The following is a 17059-nucleotide window of genomic DNA, read 5'->3' on the forward strand; positions in this document are numbered from 1 at the left end:
ACGTACTGGGGCCTACGGACAGAACTACGGCAGCCTGCGCCAGCGGACCGCGTCGGCGATCACAAACCCGTCGGCGTCGTCGCTGAGCTCCACGTAGCTGTCCAGCCCGGCGTCGAAGGTGAAGGTCCCGAGCGACACCCACTCACCAGTACGCGGATCAGGTACGCCGCGGACGCGCTGGTTGACCGTCACCGTCGTCGTACCGGCAGCGTGGTGTACGACGTACTTCGCGTTCGAAGCGCGGTTCGGATCGGCGGTGTACGACGTGAGGACCTCGTACTGACCGGTGCCGGGGATGGCGGGACGGAAACGGGCCAGGTTGGCGCCGGTGCCCTTGGCGTGGCTCAGGTAGTTGAAGCCGTAGTACCCGAGGATCCCGCGTGCGCTGGCCCACGTCCCGACGGTCTCGAAGCCGAGCCCGCCGTTGTCGACGGTCACCTCCTCGCGGACGTCCGGCGTGGCCGCTGCCTTGGCGAGGGTGAGCTGCTCGAGCGCGACCGCCGTACCGCCGCCTCGGCCTGCACCGGCCAAGGTGAAGCGGATGGAGTGCCGACCCGCCGTGAGCTGGCGACGGTCCAGCAGGACCATGTCGTAGCCCTCGCCGCGGAACGAGGTCAGGTCGAGGGCACTGACCCGCGGCGCGTCCCCGTCGACGGTCACCGTGACCAGTCCGCCGTCGGCCGAGCGGTAGTAGCGCAGCCAGAGCTCGTACGTGTCGGCGTGGTCCACGTGGATCGACTGGTCGACGTACGCGCCGACAGCGCCCGCTGGGAGCCGCGGGTAGTTCATCGGGTACGACGACGTCGAAAGGCCGGGCCCGGTGGCCAGACTGTCGCGTCCTTGGGTCAGCCACTCCAGGTTGAAGCGGGCGACTGCCACCCGGCGCGGGCTGCTGTCAATGTCGCCGTCGCACCCGTACAGCAGGACGATCGTGCCGTCGGACAGCCGAGCGAGGTCGGAGTAGTACCCGCGGAGCTGGCTGATCGATCGGCTGTAGCGGAACGACTTGCCCTCGTCATAGCTCACCGCGACCGTCATGTTCCAGCGCATCGGAGAGTCCGGCCGGCTGAGGAGTACGCGGTTGGCCTGGTCGGTGTACCTGAGGAAGCCCATGTCGCAGCCGTTGAACAGGCCCACGCTGAAGTCCATCACCGCACGCGACCAGCTCAGACCTTCGTCGGTGCTGATGGCGAAGTCACGCGGCCAGTCGTTGCCGGAGCCGGGCCGGCTGTTCATCACGATCGACCCGTCCTCCCGCTGCAGCAGCCTGGCCTCGCCAACCGTCGGCAGCCCCGTCCCGAGCGGTACTTCGCCACCGGCCTTCCAGGTGCGACCGTGGTCGTCGCTGTAGATCGTGGAGGCGCCGTAGTTGCGGTCTGCCGTCGGTACGCCGGTGATGATCGTCCGGTGCGACACGGTGAGCAGCAGTCGGCCGGACTGCAGCTGGATGCCGTGGCCGGGGCCAGGGCCGTGCATCTCCCAGTTGAACGGGAAGCTGTCGAACAGACCGTCCAGACTGTGCCGTTCGCCCCAGGTGGCGCCGTTGTCGATGCTGGAGCGGTAGTGCACGATGCCGGTGTCGGAGGAGCAGCTGGTGTTCTCGGGCAGCCGTGCGCAGAGGTTGTAGAACAGGAAGACCTCGCCGGTGTGGCCGTCGGCAACGAACGTCGGGTTGGCCCAGCTCTCACCGTTGACCGACGCCTCGACCGTCTGCGTCGGCAGCCAGGTCTGTCCGCGGTCCGTGCTGCGCCGGATGAGCAGATCGTGCGGACCGGCGTCACACACCTCGTGCCGGCCCTCGGTGCACGCGATGAGGGTGTCGCTACGCGTCGCGATCAACCCGTAGACGAAGTAGCTGGCCAGCGGGTCGACGGTGTTGTCCCACAACGTCGTCTCGGCGAAGACCGGCGCGGCCGGCTGGTGATGTCCGTGACCGCCGCCACCACGTGGTCCGGTGGCGTTGGCGGATGTCGGCAATGCAGCGGCGGCGGCTCCGGCCGCGATCCCGAGATTCAACGTACGACGACTGATCGGCATCCCACTCTCCTCACGACGGGTGGCAGGACCGTACCGGCCCGGTTCACCCGGGCGCTAGACGCTAATAGGTATTACTCCGGGAAGAAAAGCCAGCGGCCCGCAACCGGTGAGGTTGCGGGCCGCTGGTCGTACGACGGAACTCAGGCCAGTGATTCCTCCCAGGCCTGGTGCAGCCCGGCGTAGTGGCCGTCACGGGTGATGAGGTCGTCCGGTGAGCCGTCCTCGATGATCCGCCCGTGTTCCAGCACCAGCACCCGGTCCGCGGTCTCGACGGTGGACAACCGGTGGGCGATCACGATCGCCGTACGGTCGGCCAGGATCGTCCTCAGAGCCCGCTGGATCAGGCGCTCGCTGGGGATGTCCAGGCTGGACGTCGCCTCGTCCAGGATCAGTACGGCGGGGTCCGCCAGGAACGCCCGCGCGAACGCGACCAGCTGCCGCTGACCGGCCGACAGCCGGGAACCGCGCTTCTCCACCGCGGTCTCGTAGCCGTCCGGCAGCGCCATGATGAAGTCGTGCGCGCCGATCACCTTCGCGGCCTCGACGACCTCCTCCATCGTCGCGTCGGGCTTGCCGAAGCGGATGTTGTCGGCGACCGAGCCGGTGAACAGGAAGTTCTCCTGGGTCACCATGACCACCCGCTCGCGCAGGTCGTCCTCGGACAGGTCGCGCAGGTCCACACCGTCGAGCAGCAGGTGCCCGCCGGTCGGGTCGTAGAACCGTGCGACCAGTTTGGCGATCGTGGTCTTGCCGGCACCCGTCGTACCGACCAGGGCCAGGGTCTGACCGGCCGGCACGTCCAGTTGCAGACCGGGCAGCACGGGTACGCCGTCGACGTACTCGAACCGCACGTTCCGCAGCTCCAGGTGGCCGCGCGCCTTGCCCGGCTTGGCAGGCTCGATCGGCTCCGGAACGTCCGGAGTCTCGTTCAGTACGCCGGACAGCTTCTCCAGCGCCGCCGACGCGGACAGGAACGTGTTGTAGAACTGCGTGATGTCCTGCAGCGGCTCGAAGAACTGCCGCAGGTACAGCAGGAACGCCGTCAGGACGCCGACCGTCACGTGGCCGTGGTAGGCCTGGTAACCGCCGTACGCCAGGATCGCGACGATGGTGATGTTGCCGACGCCCTTGATCGCCGGCATGAACACCGCGTTCAGCCGGAACGACTCGAGGTTCGCCTTCCGGTAGCGGTCGTTGACCCCGTGGAAGATCTCCTCGTTCCGCGGCTCCCGGCGGAACGCCTGGACCGCGCGGATCCCGGTCATCGACTCGACGAAGTGCACGATGACCAGTACGACGGCCTCACGCGTCTGCCGGTACACGACCGCCGACCGCTTCCGGAACCACGCCGTCAGGACCAGCAGCGCCGGGAACGACAGCAGTGCGAGCAGACCGAGCTTGACGTCCAGCGTGAGCAGGATGATCGACGTACCGACCAGGGTCAGTACGGCGGTCACCAGGCTGTCGAACCCGCTCGCCAGCATCTCGTCGATGACCTGTACGTCGGACGTCAGCCGGGAGATCACCCGACCGGAGGTGAACCGGTCGTGGAACGCCGGGCTGAGCCGCTGGAAGTGGTCGAACACCCGCTTGCGCAGGCCGAGCAGGATGGTCTGACCGAGCCGGCCGGACCGCATCAGGAAGATCTGCCGCGCCCACGCCTGGATCAGCGCGGCCGCGAACACCGCGATCACGATCGTGATCAGCTGTTGCGAGCCCTCGCCCGCCAGGATCGGCGGGATGCCGTTGTCGATGCCCAGGTGGACCAGGTACGGCACCGCGAGCCGGGCGCCGTTCTCGACGATCACGATCGCGACCAGCAGCCAGATCAGCTTCTTGTACGGCCGGAGCAGCTCCCCGAGCAGCTTGCGGGAGTCCTCCTTCAGCCGGATCGTCGTCGCCCGGGAGATCTCCCGGTCCGGGTCCTCCTCGAACAGGCCCCGCCAGCTCTGCTCCTCCGGCGGCTGCTGTTCGCGTTCCTTCGCTCGAGGAGGTGTTTGCTGGGTCGTCGTCATGCGTGCACCTCCTCTTCTTCGGCTGCCAGCAGGTGCCGGTACTCCGGCACCGTCGCCAGCAGTTCTTGATGGGTTCCGACGTGGGTGATCGTGCCGCCCTGGAGCAGGGCGACCTTGTCGGCCAGCATCACGGTCGACGCGCGGTGCGCCACCACGATGCCGGTGGTGTCGGCGAGCACGTTCTGCAGCGCCTCCTCCACCAGGGCCTCGGTGTGTACGTCGAGCGCCGACAGCGTGTCGTCCAGCACCAGTACGGCCGGCTTGGCGAGCACTGCGCGGGCCAGTGCGAGCCGCTGCCGCTGTCCACCCGACAGCGACATGCCCTGCTCACCGACGCGGGTCTCCAGCCCCCACGGCAGCTCGTTGGCGAACTGCGCCTGCGCCACCTCCAGCGCCTGCTGTACGTCGGCGTCACTGGCGTCCGGGCGGCCGAGCGTCAGGTTCTCCCGGACGCTCATCGAGAACAGCGTCGGGTCGTCGAACGCGGACGCGACCGCGCTCCGCAGCGACACCAGGGACAGGTCCCGGATGTCGTGTCCGTCGATGGTGATCCGTCCGGCGGTCACGTCGTACAGCCGGGGGACCAGTGCGGTCAGAGTGGTCTTGCCGGACCCGGTCGCGCCGACCAGGGCCAGCGTCGTACCGGGGGTGAGGTCCAGGTTGATGTCGTGCAGCACCTCGGCGGAGTCGTCGGAGAACCGGAACCCGACGTGCTCGAACCGCAGGTGCCCACGCGCGTCGGTGAGCTCCTCCGGGCCGGACTTGATCACCGAGTAGGTGTCGAGGATCTCGCTGATCCGGTCCGCCGCGGTCATCGACTCCTGCGCCATCGCCAGGATCGCGCCGAGCGAGGTGACCGGCCAGACCAGGGACAGCATCAGCGTGATGAACGCGACCAGGGTGCCGAGCGTGATCGCCTGCCGGCCGGCCGCGAGCGCGCCGAGCAGCAGGACGATGACCAGGGTCAGGTTCGGGATGACGCCGAGGAAGCTCCAGAACCTCGACGCGAGCCGGACCTTCTCGACCTCGGTGTCGTACAGCGTGGTCGCCTCGTCGTCGAACTGGCGCTGGACGTGCGGCCGGCGGCCGAACGCCTTGATCACCCGGAAGCCGAGCGCCGACTCCTCGATCCGGGTGGCCAGGTCACCCTGCTGGTCCTGGACCTTGCGGGAGATCCGCAGGTACTTCTTCTCGAACTTCAGCGACACCATGACGACCGGTACGGCGGCCACCAGGACCACGAGACCGAGCGGCCAGTACAGCTGCAGCAGCAGGATCGTGACGACGACCAGTTGCAGGATGTTCATCACCAGGAACAGCAGACCGAAGCCCATGAACCGGCGGATCGTGGACAGGTCGGTGGTGACGCGGGACAGCAGCTGACCGCTCTGCCACCGGGTGTGGAACTCCATCGGCAGCGACTGGAGCCGGACGTACAGGTCGTGCCGGAGAGTCGCCTCCAAATCACTGACCGTTCGGGATTGCGCCCAGCGGCGCATCCACACCAAGATGACCTCGGCGATGCTCAGCCCGAGGGCCAGCAGCGCGAGCGGGACCAGCATGCTCAGCTCGTGGCGGGTGACCGGTCCGTCGATGATGGACCTGGTGACGAGTGGAACGGTGAGGCTGACACCGACGCCCAGCATGGCGGTGGAGAACATCACCGCGAGGCGCCATTTGTGTGGCTTCAGGTAAGGACGCAGTCGCCATAGGTTGCGGCTGCGTTCGGGGACACGGGTGGTAGGGGCAGCGATCGACGGCGCTGTGACAGCGTGCTCTGACGGCATCTGGACGGGCGCACTTCCCATCTACTTCGGTTCACAAGGGGCTTGGGCGACCAGAAAACGGCGCACTTTCCAGTATCGCCCAGTAGGTAAGCGCTTGTCCCGCCAATTCCATTCCCCCCGGATGAAACGCAATAACCCACCCCGGAGCCACGCGGGAGGCCGTCCGGACCTATCACGATCCACAATTAGTACTACGCCAGCGATCGCCCGGCCGGTTCCCCTTCGGGCAGTTCCCGCAGTCCGCGGAGCGGCGAGAAGACGCCGACCAGCAACCCCGCGAGCATGCCGGCGGCGGCGAGCAGCAGCGTCGGGCGGATGTGGAGGGCGGTGGCCAGGACGCCGGAGAGGGCTGCGCCGGCTGTCTGGCCGCCGATGACGAGGGTGCGCCAGGAGGCGGTGACCTGACCCAGGAGGTGGTCGGGGGCAAGGGCCTGGCGGAGCGTGCGCTGGGGGACGCCGAAGAGCGACATGCCCAGGCCGGCGAGGACCTGGCCGAGGAGGATGAGCGGCGTACGACCGGTGAAGAGCAGGACGCCGTTGAGTGAGGCAAGGAAGACGCCGGACAGGTACGAGCGGCCGAGGCCGACCCGTCGGCACCAGGGACCGGCCACGACGGTTCCGGCGACCGCGGCAGCGCCGAACGCGGTCAGCGTGAGTCCTACGAAGGCGGGGGACCGGTGGAGCTCGCGGATCAGGAACAGGACGACCAGTGGTCCCTGCATCGCTCCGGCCATGGCCGCAATACCTGCGGAGATGACCAGCGGCCTGAGCATCGGGTGACCGAAGAGCACGCGCAGTCCTGCCGACAGGCGTACTTCGGACCGCGGTCGTGGGGGCACGCGGTCCGGTTCGCGGATGAGGTACGACGCGACTGCGGACACGACGTACGACGCGGCGTCGATGACGATCGCGAACGGTGCTGTCAGGACCTGTACGAGGAAGCCGGCTACGGACGGTCCGAGGGTCGAGGCAAGGTTCAGGTTCAGCAGGGCGGCGCTGTTGGCCCGCATCAGGTTCTCACGTGGCACCAGTAGCGGGATCATCGTTTGGGAGGCGGTGTCGGACAGCAGTGTGAGCAGTCCGGTCAGTACGGCGACGACGTACAGCTGCTCGATCCGCAGTACGTCCATCGCCGCGGCTATCGGCACTGAGGCGAGCAGGAACAGCCGTCCGACGTCGGTCCAGATCAGCACGCGTCGGCGCGACCATCTGTCCACCCAGACGCCGGCCAGCAGGCCGAACACGAGATGCGGTGCGATCGAGATGGCCGACAGCGCACCCATCTCTACGGCCGAAGCCTGCAGGGTCACGACTGCTACCAGCGGCAGCGCGACAGTGGTGACTGCGCTGCCGGACGCTGACACCAGCTGTCCGATCCACAGCTTCCTGAATTCACCCGTCACGACCCATGCCATGCCTGTGAACCTGTCACCCAGGAGAGTCACTCGACTACATCTGTTCACTCAACGCGAAACACAGGACCCTTTGCAGTGAAGGGCAGCGAGGCACCGCGGGGGATCAGCCAAGCGTGCTCGCGCCGTACTCGGACGACGTCGCATTGACCGTCGGTGATCAGCAGGATCGGACCCTCCGCGGGGAAGTCCTTCGCCCGCTCGAGCAGGTCGACGCCGGGCTGTAGCACCGTCCCGCCACGACCACGGACCTGCACCCGGCCGGCGATGTCGTCCACGGGCACGTAGCCGGCGTCGTACGCCGCCGCGTCGCAGTACACGACCCGCGCGGCCGGTACGTCGCGTGCTCGCGAGTACGACGCGATCGCGCCGAGCGCCTTGCCCAGCAGTTCGCGGTCCATCGAGCCGGACGTGTCGAGCACCACGCCGTACGTCGGAAGTCGGTCGAGCTCGACCGGGCGGATCCAGCCTGGACGCGGGATGTCCGGCGTACCGGACTGGCGTCGGGAGGCACGGGCGTACGTGCGGGTCTTCTCGACGGCTGGCACGTGCTCCTCGAACCAGCGGGCCAGTTGTGCGTCCCAGGCCAGCGGCGGGTGGTCCAGTGCGCGGATCTCCTCGACCAGTCCGGCTGGGAGCGTGCCGCGGGCGGAGTCGTGGTACGCCAGTCCGGTGCTGAGCGCCCGTCGGTAGATGTCGTCCAGCCCGGCGCCGCGTGCGGCCTCGCCTGCGTGCGGTAGCGGGTGGCCCAGTACGTCGCCCAGTCCGACGCCACGCAGGGTCGCCAGCTTCCGGTAGCGACGCAGGTCCGTGGTGATGCGGTCGTAGACCTCCTCGGCAGACATGCCCTTGAGGACCGGGTCGTGCAGCGCGCCGTCCGGCGTGCTGCCCACGCCCATCTCCAGGAGCCAGCCGTTGATCACCAGGTCGGCGGCCACGTTCCACAGGTACGGGTCACGGCCGCCGACCCGCTCGCCATGGCGCAGGGCGGCGTGCAGCATCTCGTGGGCCATCACGAACCGCCACTCGCTCAGCGTCAGGCTGGTGAGCGGATTGACGTAGATCTCGCCGACGGACGCGTTGACCGCCGCCGTGTGGATGTCCCAGCCGCGGGCGAGCTCCACCTCGGCAACGATCGTCATGCTCGACGCGATCGCACCGAGCAGCGGGTACGACGAGACGAACCAGCCGAGCGCCAGGTCCCACTTGTCCCGCCCACGGCCGTTGCCGAGCGAGGAGCGTGCACCGCCGGCGACCTCGACAGCCGCTGCGGCCGCGGCGGACAGTCCGGCGGCGAACAGCTCGCTCCACTCGGGCTTCTTGCCCCAGCCGTTCCAGCGGGCCATCTCGAGGTCGGATCGCCGGCCTGCCACACCGAGTCCGTCGTACTCCGCCGGCACGCCTTCACGCCGCCAGAGGCGTGCCAGCGCGTCGTCGTCCATTCCCGGGAAGGACGCCGGCAGCTCGACGACCGGCGTACCGAGTTTGAGCGACTGGAGGTAGCGGTTGACGGCCACGTCGTTTGCGGCGCACGCGGGCTGGTCCGGCTCCGGCCGGTCGTGGTCAGCGTGGCCGAGGCCGAGGTGGATGAGCAGGTGAGCGAAGACCCACGTCCACTCGTCCGGCGTGGCTCGGCGAGTCCGGTGCGTGCGGATCTGGCCGTTCGAGTCGATGATCGCCCAGGCGTCCGCCGGACAGTCGTCGTCACGGACCGGGCTGCGCGCCCAGTCGGCCATCGGTGCGAACAGCGGCTGCCGTACGACGGCCGTCCAGCCGGCCTGGATCGCCTCCCACGCCGGGTCCCGCTGCTTCTTGCGCTTAGGCACGCGCGGCCACCAGGCGCGGCAGGTCGCGGCTGACCTCGACCAGGAACCACGTCGGCAGCACCGGACGGCCGTCGTCGTCGGACGCGATCACCAGCTGGGCGATCTCCAGCGAGATCTCCGCCAGCTCGACCAGCAGCGCCTTGCCGCGGTGCGCGAGCTGACGGGCCGCGGGGTTGGCGGATGCCTTGTCGGCAGCCAGTTCCTTGATCAGGCGGGCACGGAAGGTCTCGGCGAGGAAGTACAGCAGGTCACGGTCCTCGGGAGCGGCCGGCCAGCCGGTCTCACCCTTGAGTACGGCGTCCAGTCCGAAGGCGTGCCGGACCGTCTTCACGTACGCGCGGAACGTGGAGGCGTGCGTGGCGGACAAGGTGCCGAAGGCAAGTACTCGCAGCGTCTCGTCGGACACGTCATCGCCGTACGAGTGCAGGGCGTCGGACAGCATGTGCCAGCTGCGCGGGGTGGAGAACGGCTCCTCGGTCTTCGGCGGTGCGGTCCACAGGTGGTCGGGGCGGTTGCGCAGGTACTCGAGTACCCACGGGTGGATGCCCGCCGTACCCGCCCACTGCAGCCAGTCGCTCGCGGACGCACGCAGGTGGACGTGGACGAGCCGGTTGACCAGTGCGCTCGCCATCGGACGGGCCAGTGCGTTGTCGGTGGCCCGGTTACCGGCGCCGATCACGACGGAGCCCTCCGGGAGCTCGTACTCACCGATCCGGCGGTCCAGGATGAGCGAGTAGAACGCCTTCTGGACCTCGGCGGACGATGCGTTCAGCTCGTCGAGGAACAGGCAGTACGGCTCGTCCCGGGCGATTGCCACCGGCGGTGCGAACCGGCTGCGGCCGTCGACGATCTGCGGTACGCCGATGAGGTCCTCCGGCGCGAGCTGCGTCCCCAGCAGCGTCACGCACTCCAGACCGAGCGACTCCGCGAACGCCCGCACCAGACTGCTCTTCCCGATCCCCGGCGCGCCCCAGAGGAAGACCGGGCGTACCACTGCGACGTGCAGCAGTACTTCGGGCAGTTCTGCCGCCGATACCGTGATTCCTGCCTGCATTCATTCCTTTCGTGGCTGCCGTCCTTGGTCAGCCCTCCAGGATCCTCTTGGAGTCACGGTGTGTCACTCTGTTTTCCAGGGTGCTTCCGTTACCGGTGGTTACTGACTAGGGTGCGGCCCGTTGTCTTCGGAGTACTGGGGGTCTCTCGTGGTGAGCTTTCGGGTCAAGGCTGCGGCTGTGTGCGCCGTCGTACTGCTGCCGTTGTCGGCGTCGCAGGTGATGGCTGCCGACCCGCCACCGCACCTGGGAGCGGGGGTGCTGGTCCCCGGGCGGTCTGCGATCGACGTGGGGATGTCCGGTGCCCGCGTGGTCGTCTCGAACCCGGTCTACGAGACCAGCAACAACGGGACCACCTGGACCGCGTCCGGCGGCACGAGCGTCGGCAAACCGCTGCAGGTGGAGGGCTCTGCGCTGCTGACGTTCGACGGCAGTACGGCGAAGGTTGGCGGGCTCACGTTCCCCGCAGCGGACGAGGTGGTGCTCGGGAAGGGCGGCAAGCTCGTCTCGCACCGCACGCCGGCCGGAGCGACGGCAGAGGTGTACGACGTTGCCTCGAAGACGAAGCTGGCCGACTACGCCCCGCCGTTCGCCATGTCCGGCGACACCGTGTGGAAGGTGACGTCGCCGGGTCAGCTGGACGGCAAGAACCTGACCACTGGTGACGTGAAGACCATTCTGGTCGCCAGCGCGTGCACCGTCGGCCCGGACGACGTGAACGGCCGGTGGGCCGTGCTGAGCGGCTGCAACCAGGTTGTCGACGTCAGCGGACCGCAGCCGCCGCGCAACCTGTCTGTGACAGCGGACTCCCAGCTGGGCAACGGTTTTGCGGTCCAAGCGTCTGGATCCGACCTGCTGGTCACCGACCTCAACGATCCGGCTCTCGGACAGCGCCGGTACGGACCGATCCGCACAGCCGGCCCCAGCTTCCGCGCGGACGGCTCCGGTCTGGCGAAGATCGTGTACGCCGACTCGGACGGCAACCCGCGGGTGATCACGCTGAGCTGGCTGAGCCCGGACCCGCAGCAGCACCCCGACACGGTCGCGCCCGTACTCACCAGTGCGTCGGCCGGGGACCGCGTCCGCGACAACACCAGCCTGTCGTTCGATTGGGCCTTCAACGACCCGCAGGACCCGAACTCGCCCGCCACCGGCGTGCTGAGCTACGACCTCCGCATCCAGCAGCGCCCCAACCGCACCTCGCCGTACGGCGCGTGGAACCTGGTCCCCGCGTGGCAGGGCCTGAAGACAACCGCAGCGAGCCTGACCGCCCCCATCGGCACAGACACGTGCTGGTCGGTACGAGCACGCGACTACGCAGGCAACGTGAGCGCCTGGAGCACGTCGTACTGCAGCGAAGTAGACGGCACAGCGCCGTCCCTAGTCACCTGGCGCATAGGTGACCGAGTGCAGCTGAGCGGGACCTCAACGGTCCGCTGGGCCTACAAGGACGACACCGACATCGCGTCGTACGACGTCGTCTACAAGACCGCCGCCCCCGGCGTGGCCCTCGGCAAGTGGATCTACCCCGCCACCTGGCAGAACACCCGCATCACGTCCATCACCTGGTCCCCCCGCCTCGGCTGGGACGAGTGCTTCATGGTCCGCTCCCGCGACTATCTAGGCAACCTCTCCGCCTGGGCCCCACAGATCTGCTCGGTGGCCCCCCAGGACGACCGCGCCTTCACCTCAGCCGGCACCGTCACGCGCTCCACCAGCACCCTGGCCTTCCACGGCACCACCACCATCCTGAAAGCCAACGGCGCCTACCTGACCAAGCCCACCGAAGCCGCCCAACGCCTAGCCGTAACCGCCATCCACGGCCCCGGCCAAGGCCGCATAGACATCTACCACGCCAACGTGAAGCTCGGAACCATCTCCCTAGCCGCCACCACCACGACCCGCGTAACGACCTACCTACCAACAACCGCATTCCGCACCGGCCCCGTCAAGATCATCTCCACCAGCACAGCCCCCGCCTCAATAGACGCAGTCGCCTTCCTCCGAGCCCCCTAAAACCCGACCCAAGCACCCGGACCATCCGCCAAACCCGCCCCAAGCGGCCGAGCGATGCGCCAAACCCGACCCAAGCGGCCGAGCGAAGCGAAGGCCCAGGGGGTGCGGGTGGCGGAGCCCCCGCTCGCGCCGAGCGGAGCGAAGGCGCACAAATAAGAGGGCGAGCCCCGGCCTGCGCTTTCCGCAGGCAGGACTCGCCGCTCGCCCGAGCGGGTGACGAGAATCGAACTCGCGTAGTCAGTTTGGAAGACTGGGGCTCTACCATTGAGCTACACCCGCGTGCTCGGACATGATTCCATACGGACCCCGTTGGACTCAAAACGGTACGTCGGCGGGGTGGTGGCGCGAGCACTGGTTCGGGTCGACTAGACTCGTGCGGTCACTGCGGGGCGTAGCGTAGTGGCTAGCGCGCCTGCTTTGGGAGCAGGAGACCGCAGGTTCGAGTCCTGTCGCCCCGACAAAATCCCTGCAGCAATGCTGCGGTCCGGGTTGTCGCCCGGGCTTGCAATGTCATCGAATCAAGGAGAACCGCCACCGTGAAGAGCACCGTCGAGTCCTTGAGCCCGACGAAGGTCAAGCTCATCGTCGAGGTGCCGTTCGAGGAGCTCAAGCCGAGCCTCGACGCGGCGTACAAGAGCATCGCCTCGCAGATCACCGTCCCCGGGTTCCGCAAGGGCAAGATCCCGCCGCAGGTCATCGACCAGCGGGTCGGCCGCGGACCGGTGCTCGAGGAGGCGATCAACGACGCGCTCCCGAAGCTGTACTCGCAGGCGGTGAGTGACAACCAGGTGAAGGCGATCGGCCGGCCCGAGGTCGACGTGACCGAGTTCAACGACAAGGAGAGCCTGCAGTTCTCCGCCGAGGTCGAGGTCCGCCCGGAGATCACCCTGCCGGACCTGGAGGGCCTGGAGGCCCAGGTCGAGGACATCGCGATCTCCGACGACGAGGTCGACGAGCAGATCGAGGGCCTGCGGCAGCGGTTCGGCTCGCTGAACCCGGTCGAGCGCGCGGTGCAGGACAAGGACTTCATCACCCTGGACCTGTCGGCCAGCAAGGACGGCGAGAAGGTCGAGGAGGCGCAGGCGACCGGCCTGTCGTACCAGGTGGGCAGCGGTCAGCTGCTGGACGGCCTGGACGAGGCGGTCATCGGCCTGAGCGCGGGCGAGAAGAAGACGTTCGTCACCCAGCTGGTCGGCGGCGGTCTCAAGGGCGAGGACGTCGACGTCGAGGTGACGGTGACCGCGGTCAAGGAGCAGGAGCTGCCGGAGCTCGACGACGAGTTCGCGCAGACCGCGTCGGAGTTCGACACCGCGGAGGAGCTGACCGCCGACGTCCGGACCCGGCTGGAGCGCGGCAAGCGGCTCGAGCAGGCCGGCGAGGCGCGTGACGCCGTACTGGAGAAGATCCTGACGCTGGTCGACGTGCCGGTGCCGGAGGGTCTGCTGACCGACGAGCTCGCCGCCCGCAAGGAGAACCTGGAGCAGCAGCTCGGGTACTCCGGGATGACGATGGAGCAGTTCCTCGAGGGTGAGGAGCAGACCCAGGAAGAGTTCGACGAGGACCTGAAGAAGCGGTCCGAGGACGCGATCAAGGCGCAGTTCGTGCTCGACCTGGTGGCCGAGCAGCAGGAGCTGAGCGTGAACGACCAGGAGCTGACCGAGCACATCGTCCGGCACGCGCAGCGTTCCGGCGTCAGCCCGGACCAGTTCGCCCAGCACGCGGTCGAGAACAACCTGGTCCCGAGCCTGGTGTCCGAGGTCGTCCGCGGCAAGGCGCTGGCCTACCTGGTCGAGAACGCCACCGTCACCGACGGGTCCGGCAACACGGTCGAGCTGAAGACCCTGCAGCCCGACGGCACGTACGCCGACCCGGAGGCCGAGGGCGCCGACGAGGCGGCCGACGCCGAGGCCCCGGTCGCGGAGCCCGCGAAGGCCTGACGAGACGCCGAACGGCCCGGAACCCTGCAAAGGGTTTCCGGGCCGTTCGTATTTCCTGAAGTACCTGACAAGACAGCGGTCGAGGGGTCGAAAGGGCGCCGAATTCGCTCACAGCAGACGAACTGCGTGGCGGGGGTGCGCCGTGAGCGAACACCTGTGGCCCAGCCTTAGGTCTGTCGCCGCCGACCAGTAATGTCGGCTTTGTGAACGAGACATTTGCAGCCATCCCCACCGCCGCGGGCGGCAACGGAGCCGGCGGACAAGACGACGACATCTACCGCGAGCTGCGGAAGAACCGGATCATCTTCCTGGGGTCCGAGGTTCGCGACGACAACTCGAACGCGATCATCGCGCAGATGCTCCTGCTGAACGCCCAGGACCCCAGCGCGGACATCTGGCTGTACATCAATTCCCCGGGCGGCTCGGTCGACTCGGGTATGGCGATCTACGACACCATGCAGTGGATCTCCAACGACGTCGCCACCGTCGGGATGGGTCTGGCGGCCTCGATGGGCCAGTTCCTGCTCTGCGCCGGCGCGAAGGGCAAGCGCTACTCGCTGCCGCACGCGCGGATCATGATGCACCAGCCGTCCGGCGGTATGGGCGGTACGGCCTCGGACATCAAGATCCAGGCCGAGCAGTCGCTGCACCTGAAGGCGCTGCTGTTCAAGCTGATCGCCGAGCACACCGGCCAGCCGCTCGAGCAGGTCGAGAACGACGCGGACCGCGACCGCTGGTTCACCGCCGAGGCGGCCAAGGAGTACGGCTTCATCGACCACGTCGTGACCAGCGCCGCCCAGCTGAGCCAGGGCAGCCCGAACTCCTGATCTCCCACTCCAGTTAAGGACGCACCATGAATTACTTCATCCCGCAGTGGGAGGAGCGCACGTCGTACGGCATGCGCCGGATCGACCCCTACACGAAGCTGTTCGAGGACCGGATCATCTTCCTCGGCACGCCGATCACCGACGAGATCGCGAACGCGGTGATGGCGCAGCTGCTGTGCCTGCAGTCGATGGACTCCGACCGCGACATCAGCATCTACATCAACTCTCCGGGCGGCTCGTTCACAGCGCTGACCGCGATCTACGACACCGTCCGCTACATCAAGCCGGACGTGCAGACCGTGTGCCTCGGTCAGGCGGCCTCCGCGGCGGCGGTGCTGCTCGCGGCCGGTACGCCGGGTAAGCGGCTCGCCCTGCCGAACAGCCGGATCATCATCCACCAGCCGGCCACCGAGGGCACCTACGGCCAGTCGAGTGACATCGAGATCCAGGCGAACGAGATCCTCCGCCTGCGGGCGCTGCTGGAGACCATGATCGCCGACGCCAGCGGCAAGTCGCACGAGGAAGTCTCCCGCGACATCGAGCGGGACAAGTTCCTGACCGCCGAGCAGGCGATCGAGTACGGCCTGATCGACGACGTCCTGCAGAGCCTGAAGGCCCCGGTCCCGGCCGGCGTCTGACCCGGCCGACAGGCTGTCAAGAGCTCAACGCGTTCGCCACCGGCGTAGTCACAACCCGGTGGCGAGCGCGGTTTTTCGGCCCGGGACGGGGTACCGTCGAGAACGGATCGGGGATAGCTGTATCCATGACAAACCCGCCCCGGTCCGTGCGGCCCACGCCCTCCCGGCTCACGGTTCGACTGCGCATAGAAGGGATCTGTCCCGGTGGCACGCATTGGTGACGGCGGCGACCTGCTCAAGTGCTCGTTCTGCGGCAAGAGTCAGAAGCAGGTCAAGAAGCTCATCGCCGGTCCCGGCGTCTACATCTGCGACGAATGCATCGATCTCTGCAACGAGATCATCGAGGAGGAGCTGAACGAGGGCTCCGAGGTCGGTCTCACCGAGCTGCCGAAGCCGCGGGAGATCTACGACTTCCTCAACGCGTACGTTGTCGGACAGGACGTGGCGAAGAAGGCGCTCGCGGTAGCGGTGTACAACCACTACAAGCGGGTCCGCGACGGTCAGGGCGCCTCGAGCGCGGGCCGGCACGCGAAGGACGAGGCCGTCGAGCTGGCCAAGTCGAACATTCTGCTGATCGGCCCGACCGGCTGCGGCAAGACCTACCTCGCCCAGACGCTGGCCCGGATGCTGAACGTTCCGTTCGCGATCGCGGACGCGACGGCGCTGACCGAGGCCGGGTACGTCGGTGAGGACGTCGAGAACATCCTGCTGAAGCTGATCCAGGCGGCGGACTACGACGTCAAGAAGGCCGAGACCGGGATCATCTACATCGACGAGGTCGACAAGATCGCCCGCAAGAGCGAGAACCCGTCGATCACCCGCGACGTCTCCGGTGAGGGTGTCCAGCAGGCGTTGCTGAAGATCCTCGAAGGCACCACCGCGAGTGTCCCGCCGCAGGGCGGCCGCAAGCACCCGCACCAGGAGTTCATCCAGATCGACACGACCAACGTGCTGTTCATCGTCGGCGGTGCGTTCGCCGGTCTGGACCACATGGTCGAGCAGCGGGTCGGCAAGAAGACCCTCGGCTTCAACACCTCGCGTGAGCCGGAGAAGCCGAAGGAGCTCGGCGGGTACGCCGACGTCATGCCGGAGGACCTGCTCAAGTTCGGGCTGATTCCCGAGTTCATCGGCCGGCTGCCGGTCATCACGACGGTGTCGCCGCTGGACCGCGACGCGCTGATCAAGATCCTGTCGGAGCCGAAGAACGCGCTGGTCAAGCAGTACCGGCGGCTGTTCGAGATCGACAACGTCGAGCTGGAGTTCAGCGACGACGCGGTCGAGGCGATCGCGGACCAGGCGCTGCTGCGCGGCACCGGCGCCCGTGGCCTGCGGGCGATCATGGAAGAGGTTCTCCTCAACGTGATGTACGAGGTGCCGAGCCGTGAGGATGTCGCCAAGGTCGTCGTCACCGGCGACGTCGTACTGGAGAACGTGAACCCGACGCTGATCCCGCGCGACCAGATCGAGCGCACCAAGCGCCGCGAGAAGAGCGCATAGCAAGAAGCGACGAAC

At 67.8% G+C, this 17059-nt stretch carries 11 protein-coding genes and 2 tRNA genes; 6 read left to right on the plus strand and 7 right to left on the minus strand.

Features of this window, described 5'->3' with window-relative positions; all coding sequences use genetic code 11:
* Positions 1-24 precede the first annotated feature (24 nt).
* The 6 genes from FDA38_RS09320 to FDA38_RS09345 form a co-directional block, all read right to left on the minus strand.
* Positions 25-2037 (minus strand): golvesin C-terminal-like domain-containing protein, encoded by a 2013-nt coding sequence (locus FDA38_RS09320; protein ID WP_137253613.1) that lies wholly within the window; start codon positions 2035-2037, stop codon positions 25-27.
* Between the two features lie 140 nt (positions 2038-2177).
* A complete protein-coding gene (locus tag FDA38_RS09325; RefSeq protein ID WP_137253614.1) occupies positions 2178-4052 on the minus strand; it encodes an ABC transporter ATP-binding protein in 1875 nt (624 codons plus the stop codon).
* Complete coding sequence (locus FDA38_RS09330) at positions 4049-5713, minus strand: ABC transporter ATP-binding protein (protein WP_233714611.1); 1665 nt, start codon at positions 5711-5713, stop codon at positions 4049-4051. The genes FDA38_RS09325 and FDA38_RS09330 overlap by 4 nt, the downstream gene beginning before the upstream one ends.
* A gap of 317 nt (positions 5714-6030) precedes the next feature.
* Positions 6031-7254 (minus strand): MFS transporter, encoded by a 1224-nt coding sequence (locus FDA38_RS09335; RefSeq protein WP_137253616.1) that lies wholly within the window; start codon positions 7252-7254, stop codon positions 6031-6033.
* A 44-nt stretch (positions 7255-7298) separates the two neighbouring features.
* Entirely contained in the window at positions 7299-9077 is a 1779-nt protein-coding gene (locus tag FDA38_RS09340; protein ID WP_202877601.1) for a vWA domain-containing protein, read from the minus strand.
* The gene (locus tag FDA38_RS09345) at positions 9070-10131 is read right to left on the minus strand and encodes an ATP-binding protein (RefSeq protein ID WP_137253617.1); all 1062 of its coding nucleotides are present in this window, start codon (positions 10129-10131) and stop codon (positions 9070-9072) included. Before FDA38_RS09345 ends, FDA38_RS09340 begins: the two co-directional genes overlap by 8 nt.
* A 151-nt stretch (positions 10132-10282) precedes the next feature.
* On the opposite strand from FDA38_RS09345, the gene FDA38_RS09350 reads away from it, so the two are divergent.
* Entirely contained in the window at positions 10283-12145 is a 1863-nt protein-coding gene (locus FDA38_RS09350; protein WP_137253618.1) for a phage tail protein, read from the plus strand.
* A 208-nt stretch (positions 12146-12353) separates the two neighbouring features.
* On the opposite strand, the gene FDA38_RS09355 is transcribed toward FDA38_RS09350, so the two are convergent.
* Positions 12354-12424, minus strand: a tRNA-Gly gene (locus FDA38_RS09355).
* A 106-nt stretch (positions 12425-12530) separates the two neighbouring features.
* Here FDA38_RS09355 and FDA38_RS09360 point away from each other — a divergent pair.
* The 5 genes from FDA38_RS09360 (at position 12531) to clpX (ending at position 17044) form a co-directional block, all read left to right on the plus strand.
* Positions 12531-12603 (plus strand) — tRNA-Pro (locus FDA38_RS09360).
* 78 nt (positions 12604-12681) lie between these two features.
* A complete protein-coding gene (tig, locus tag FDA38_RS09365) occupies positions 12682-14082 on the plus strand; it encodes a trigger factor (protein ID WP_137253619.1) in 1401 nt (466 codons plus the stop codon).
* A gap of 203 nt (positions 14083-14285) precedes the next feature.
* Positions 14286-14909 carry a ClpP family protease gene (locus FDA38_RS09370; protein WP_137253620.1) on the plus strand — a complete coding sequence of 208 codons (624 nt, stop codon included), beginning with the start codon at positions 14286-14288 and terminating at the stop codon, positions 14907-14909.
* 26 nt (positions 14910-14935) lie between these two features.
* Positions 14936-15547 (plus strand): ATP-dependent Clp protease proteolytic subunit, encoded by a 612-nt coding sequence (locus tag FDA38_RS09375; protein WP_137253621.1) that lies wholly within the window; start codon positions 14936-14938, stop codon positions 15545-15547.
* A 204-nt stretch (positions 15548-15751) separates the two neighbouring features.
* Positions 15752-17044 carry an ATP-dependent Clp protease ATP-binding subunit ClpX gene (gene clpX / locus FDA38_RS09380; protein ID WP_137253622.1) on the plus strand — a complete coding sequence of 431 codons (1293 nt, stop codon included), beginning with the start codon at positions 15752-15754 and terminating at the stop codon, positions 17042-17044.
* Positions 17045-17059 lie beyond the last annotated feature (15 nt).

It is taken from the genome of Kribbella jiaozuonensis, from assembly GCF_005233875.1.
GTDB lineage: Bacteria > Actinomycetota > Actinomycetes > Propionibacteriales > Kribbellaceae > Kribbella > Kribbella jiaozuonensis.

Coding starts and splice junctions, on each gene's coding strand:
- FDA38_RS09375 (WP_137253621.1), top strand. CDS start 14,936: ATGAATTACTTCATCCCGCAGTGGGAGGAGCGCACGTCGTACGGCATG.
- FDA38_RS09335 (WP_137253616.1), bottom strand. CDS start 7,254: ATGGCATGGGTCGTGACGGGTGAATTCAGGAAGCTGTGGATCGGACAG.
- FDA38_RS09330 (WP_233714611.1), bottom strand. CDS start 5,713: ATGTTCTCCACCGCCATGCTGGGCGTCGGTGTCAGCCTCACCGTTCCA.
- FDA38_RS09325 (WP_137253614.1), bottom strand. CDS start 4,052: ATGACGACGACCCAGCAAACACCTCCTCGAGCGAAGGAACGCGAACAG.
- FDA38_RS09345 (WP_137253617.1), bottom strand. CDS start 10,131: ATGCAGGCAGGAATCACGGTATCGGCGGCAGAACTGCCCGAAGTACTG.
- FDA38_RS09320 (WP_137253613.1), bottom strand. CDS start 2,037: ATGCCGATCAGTCGTCGTACGTTGAATCTCGGGATCGCGGCCGGAGCC.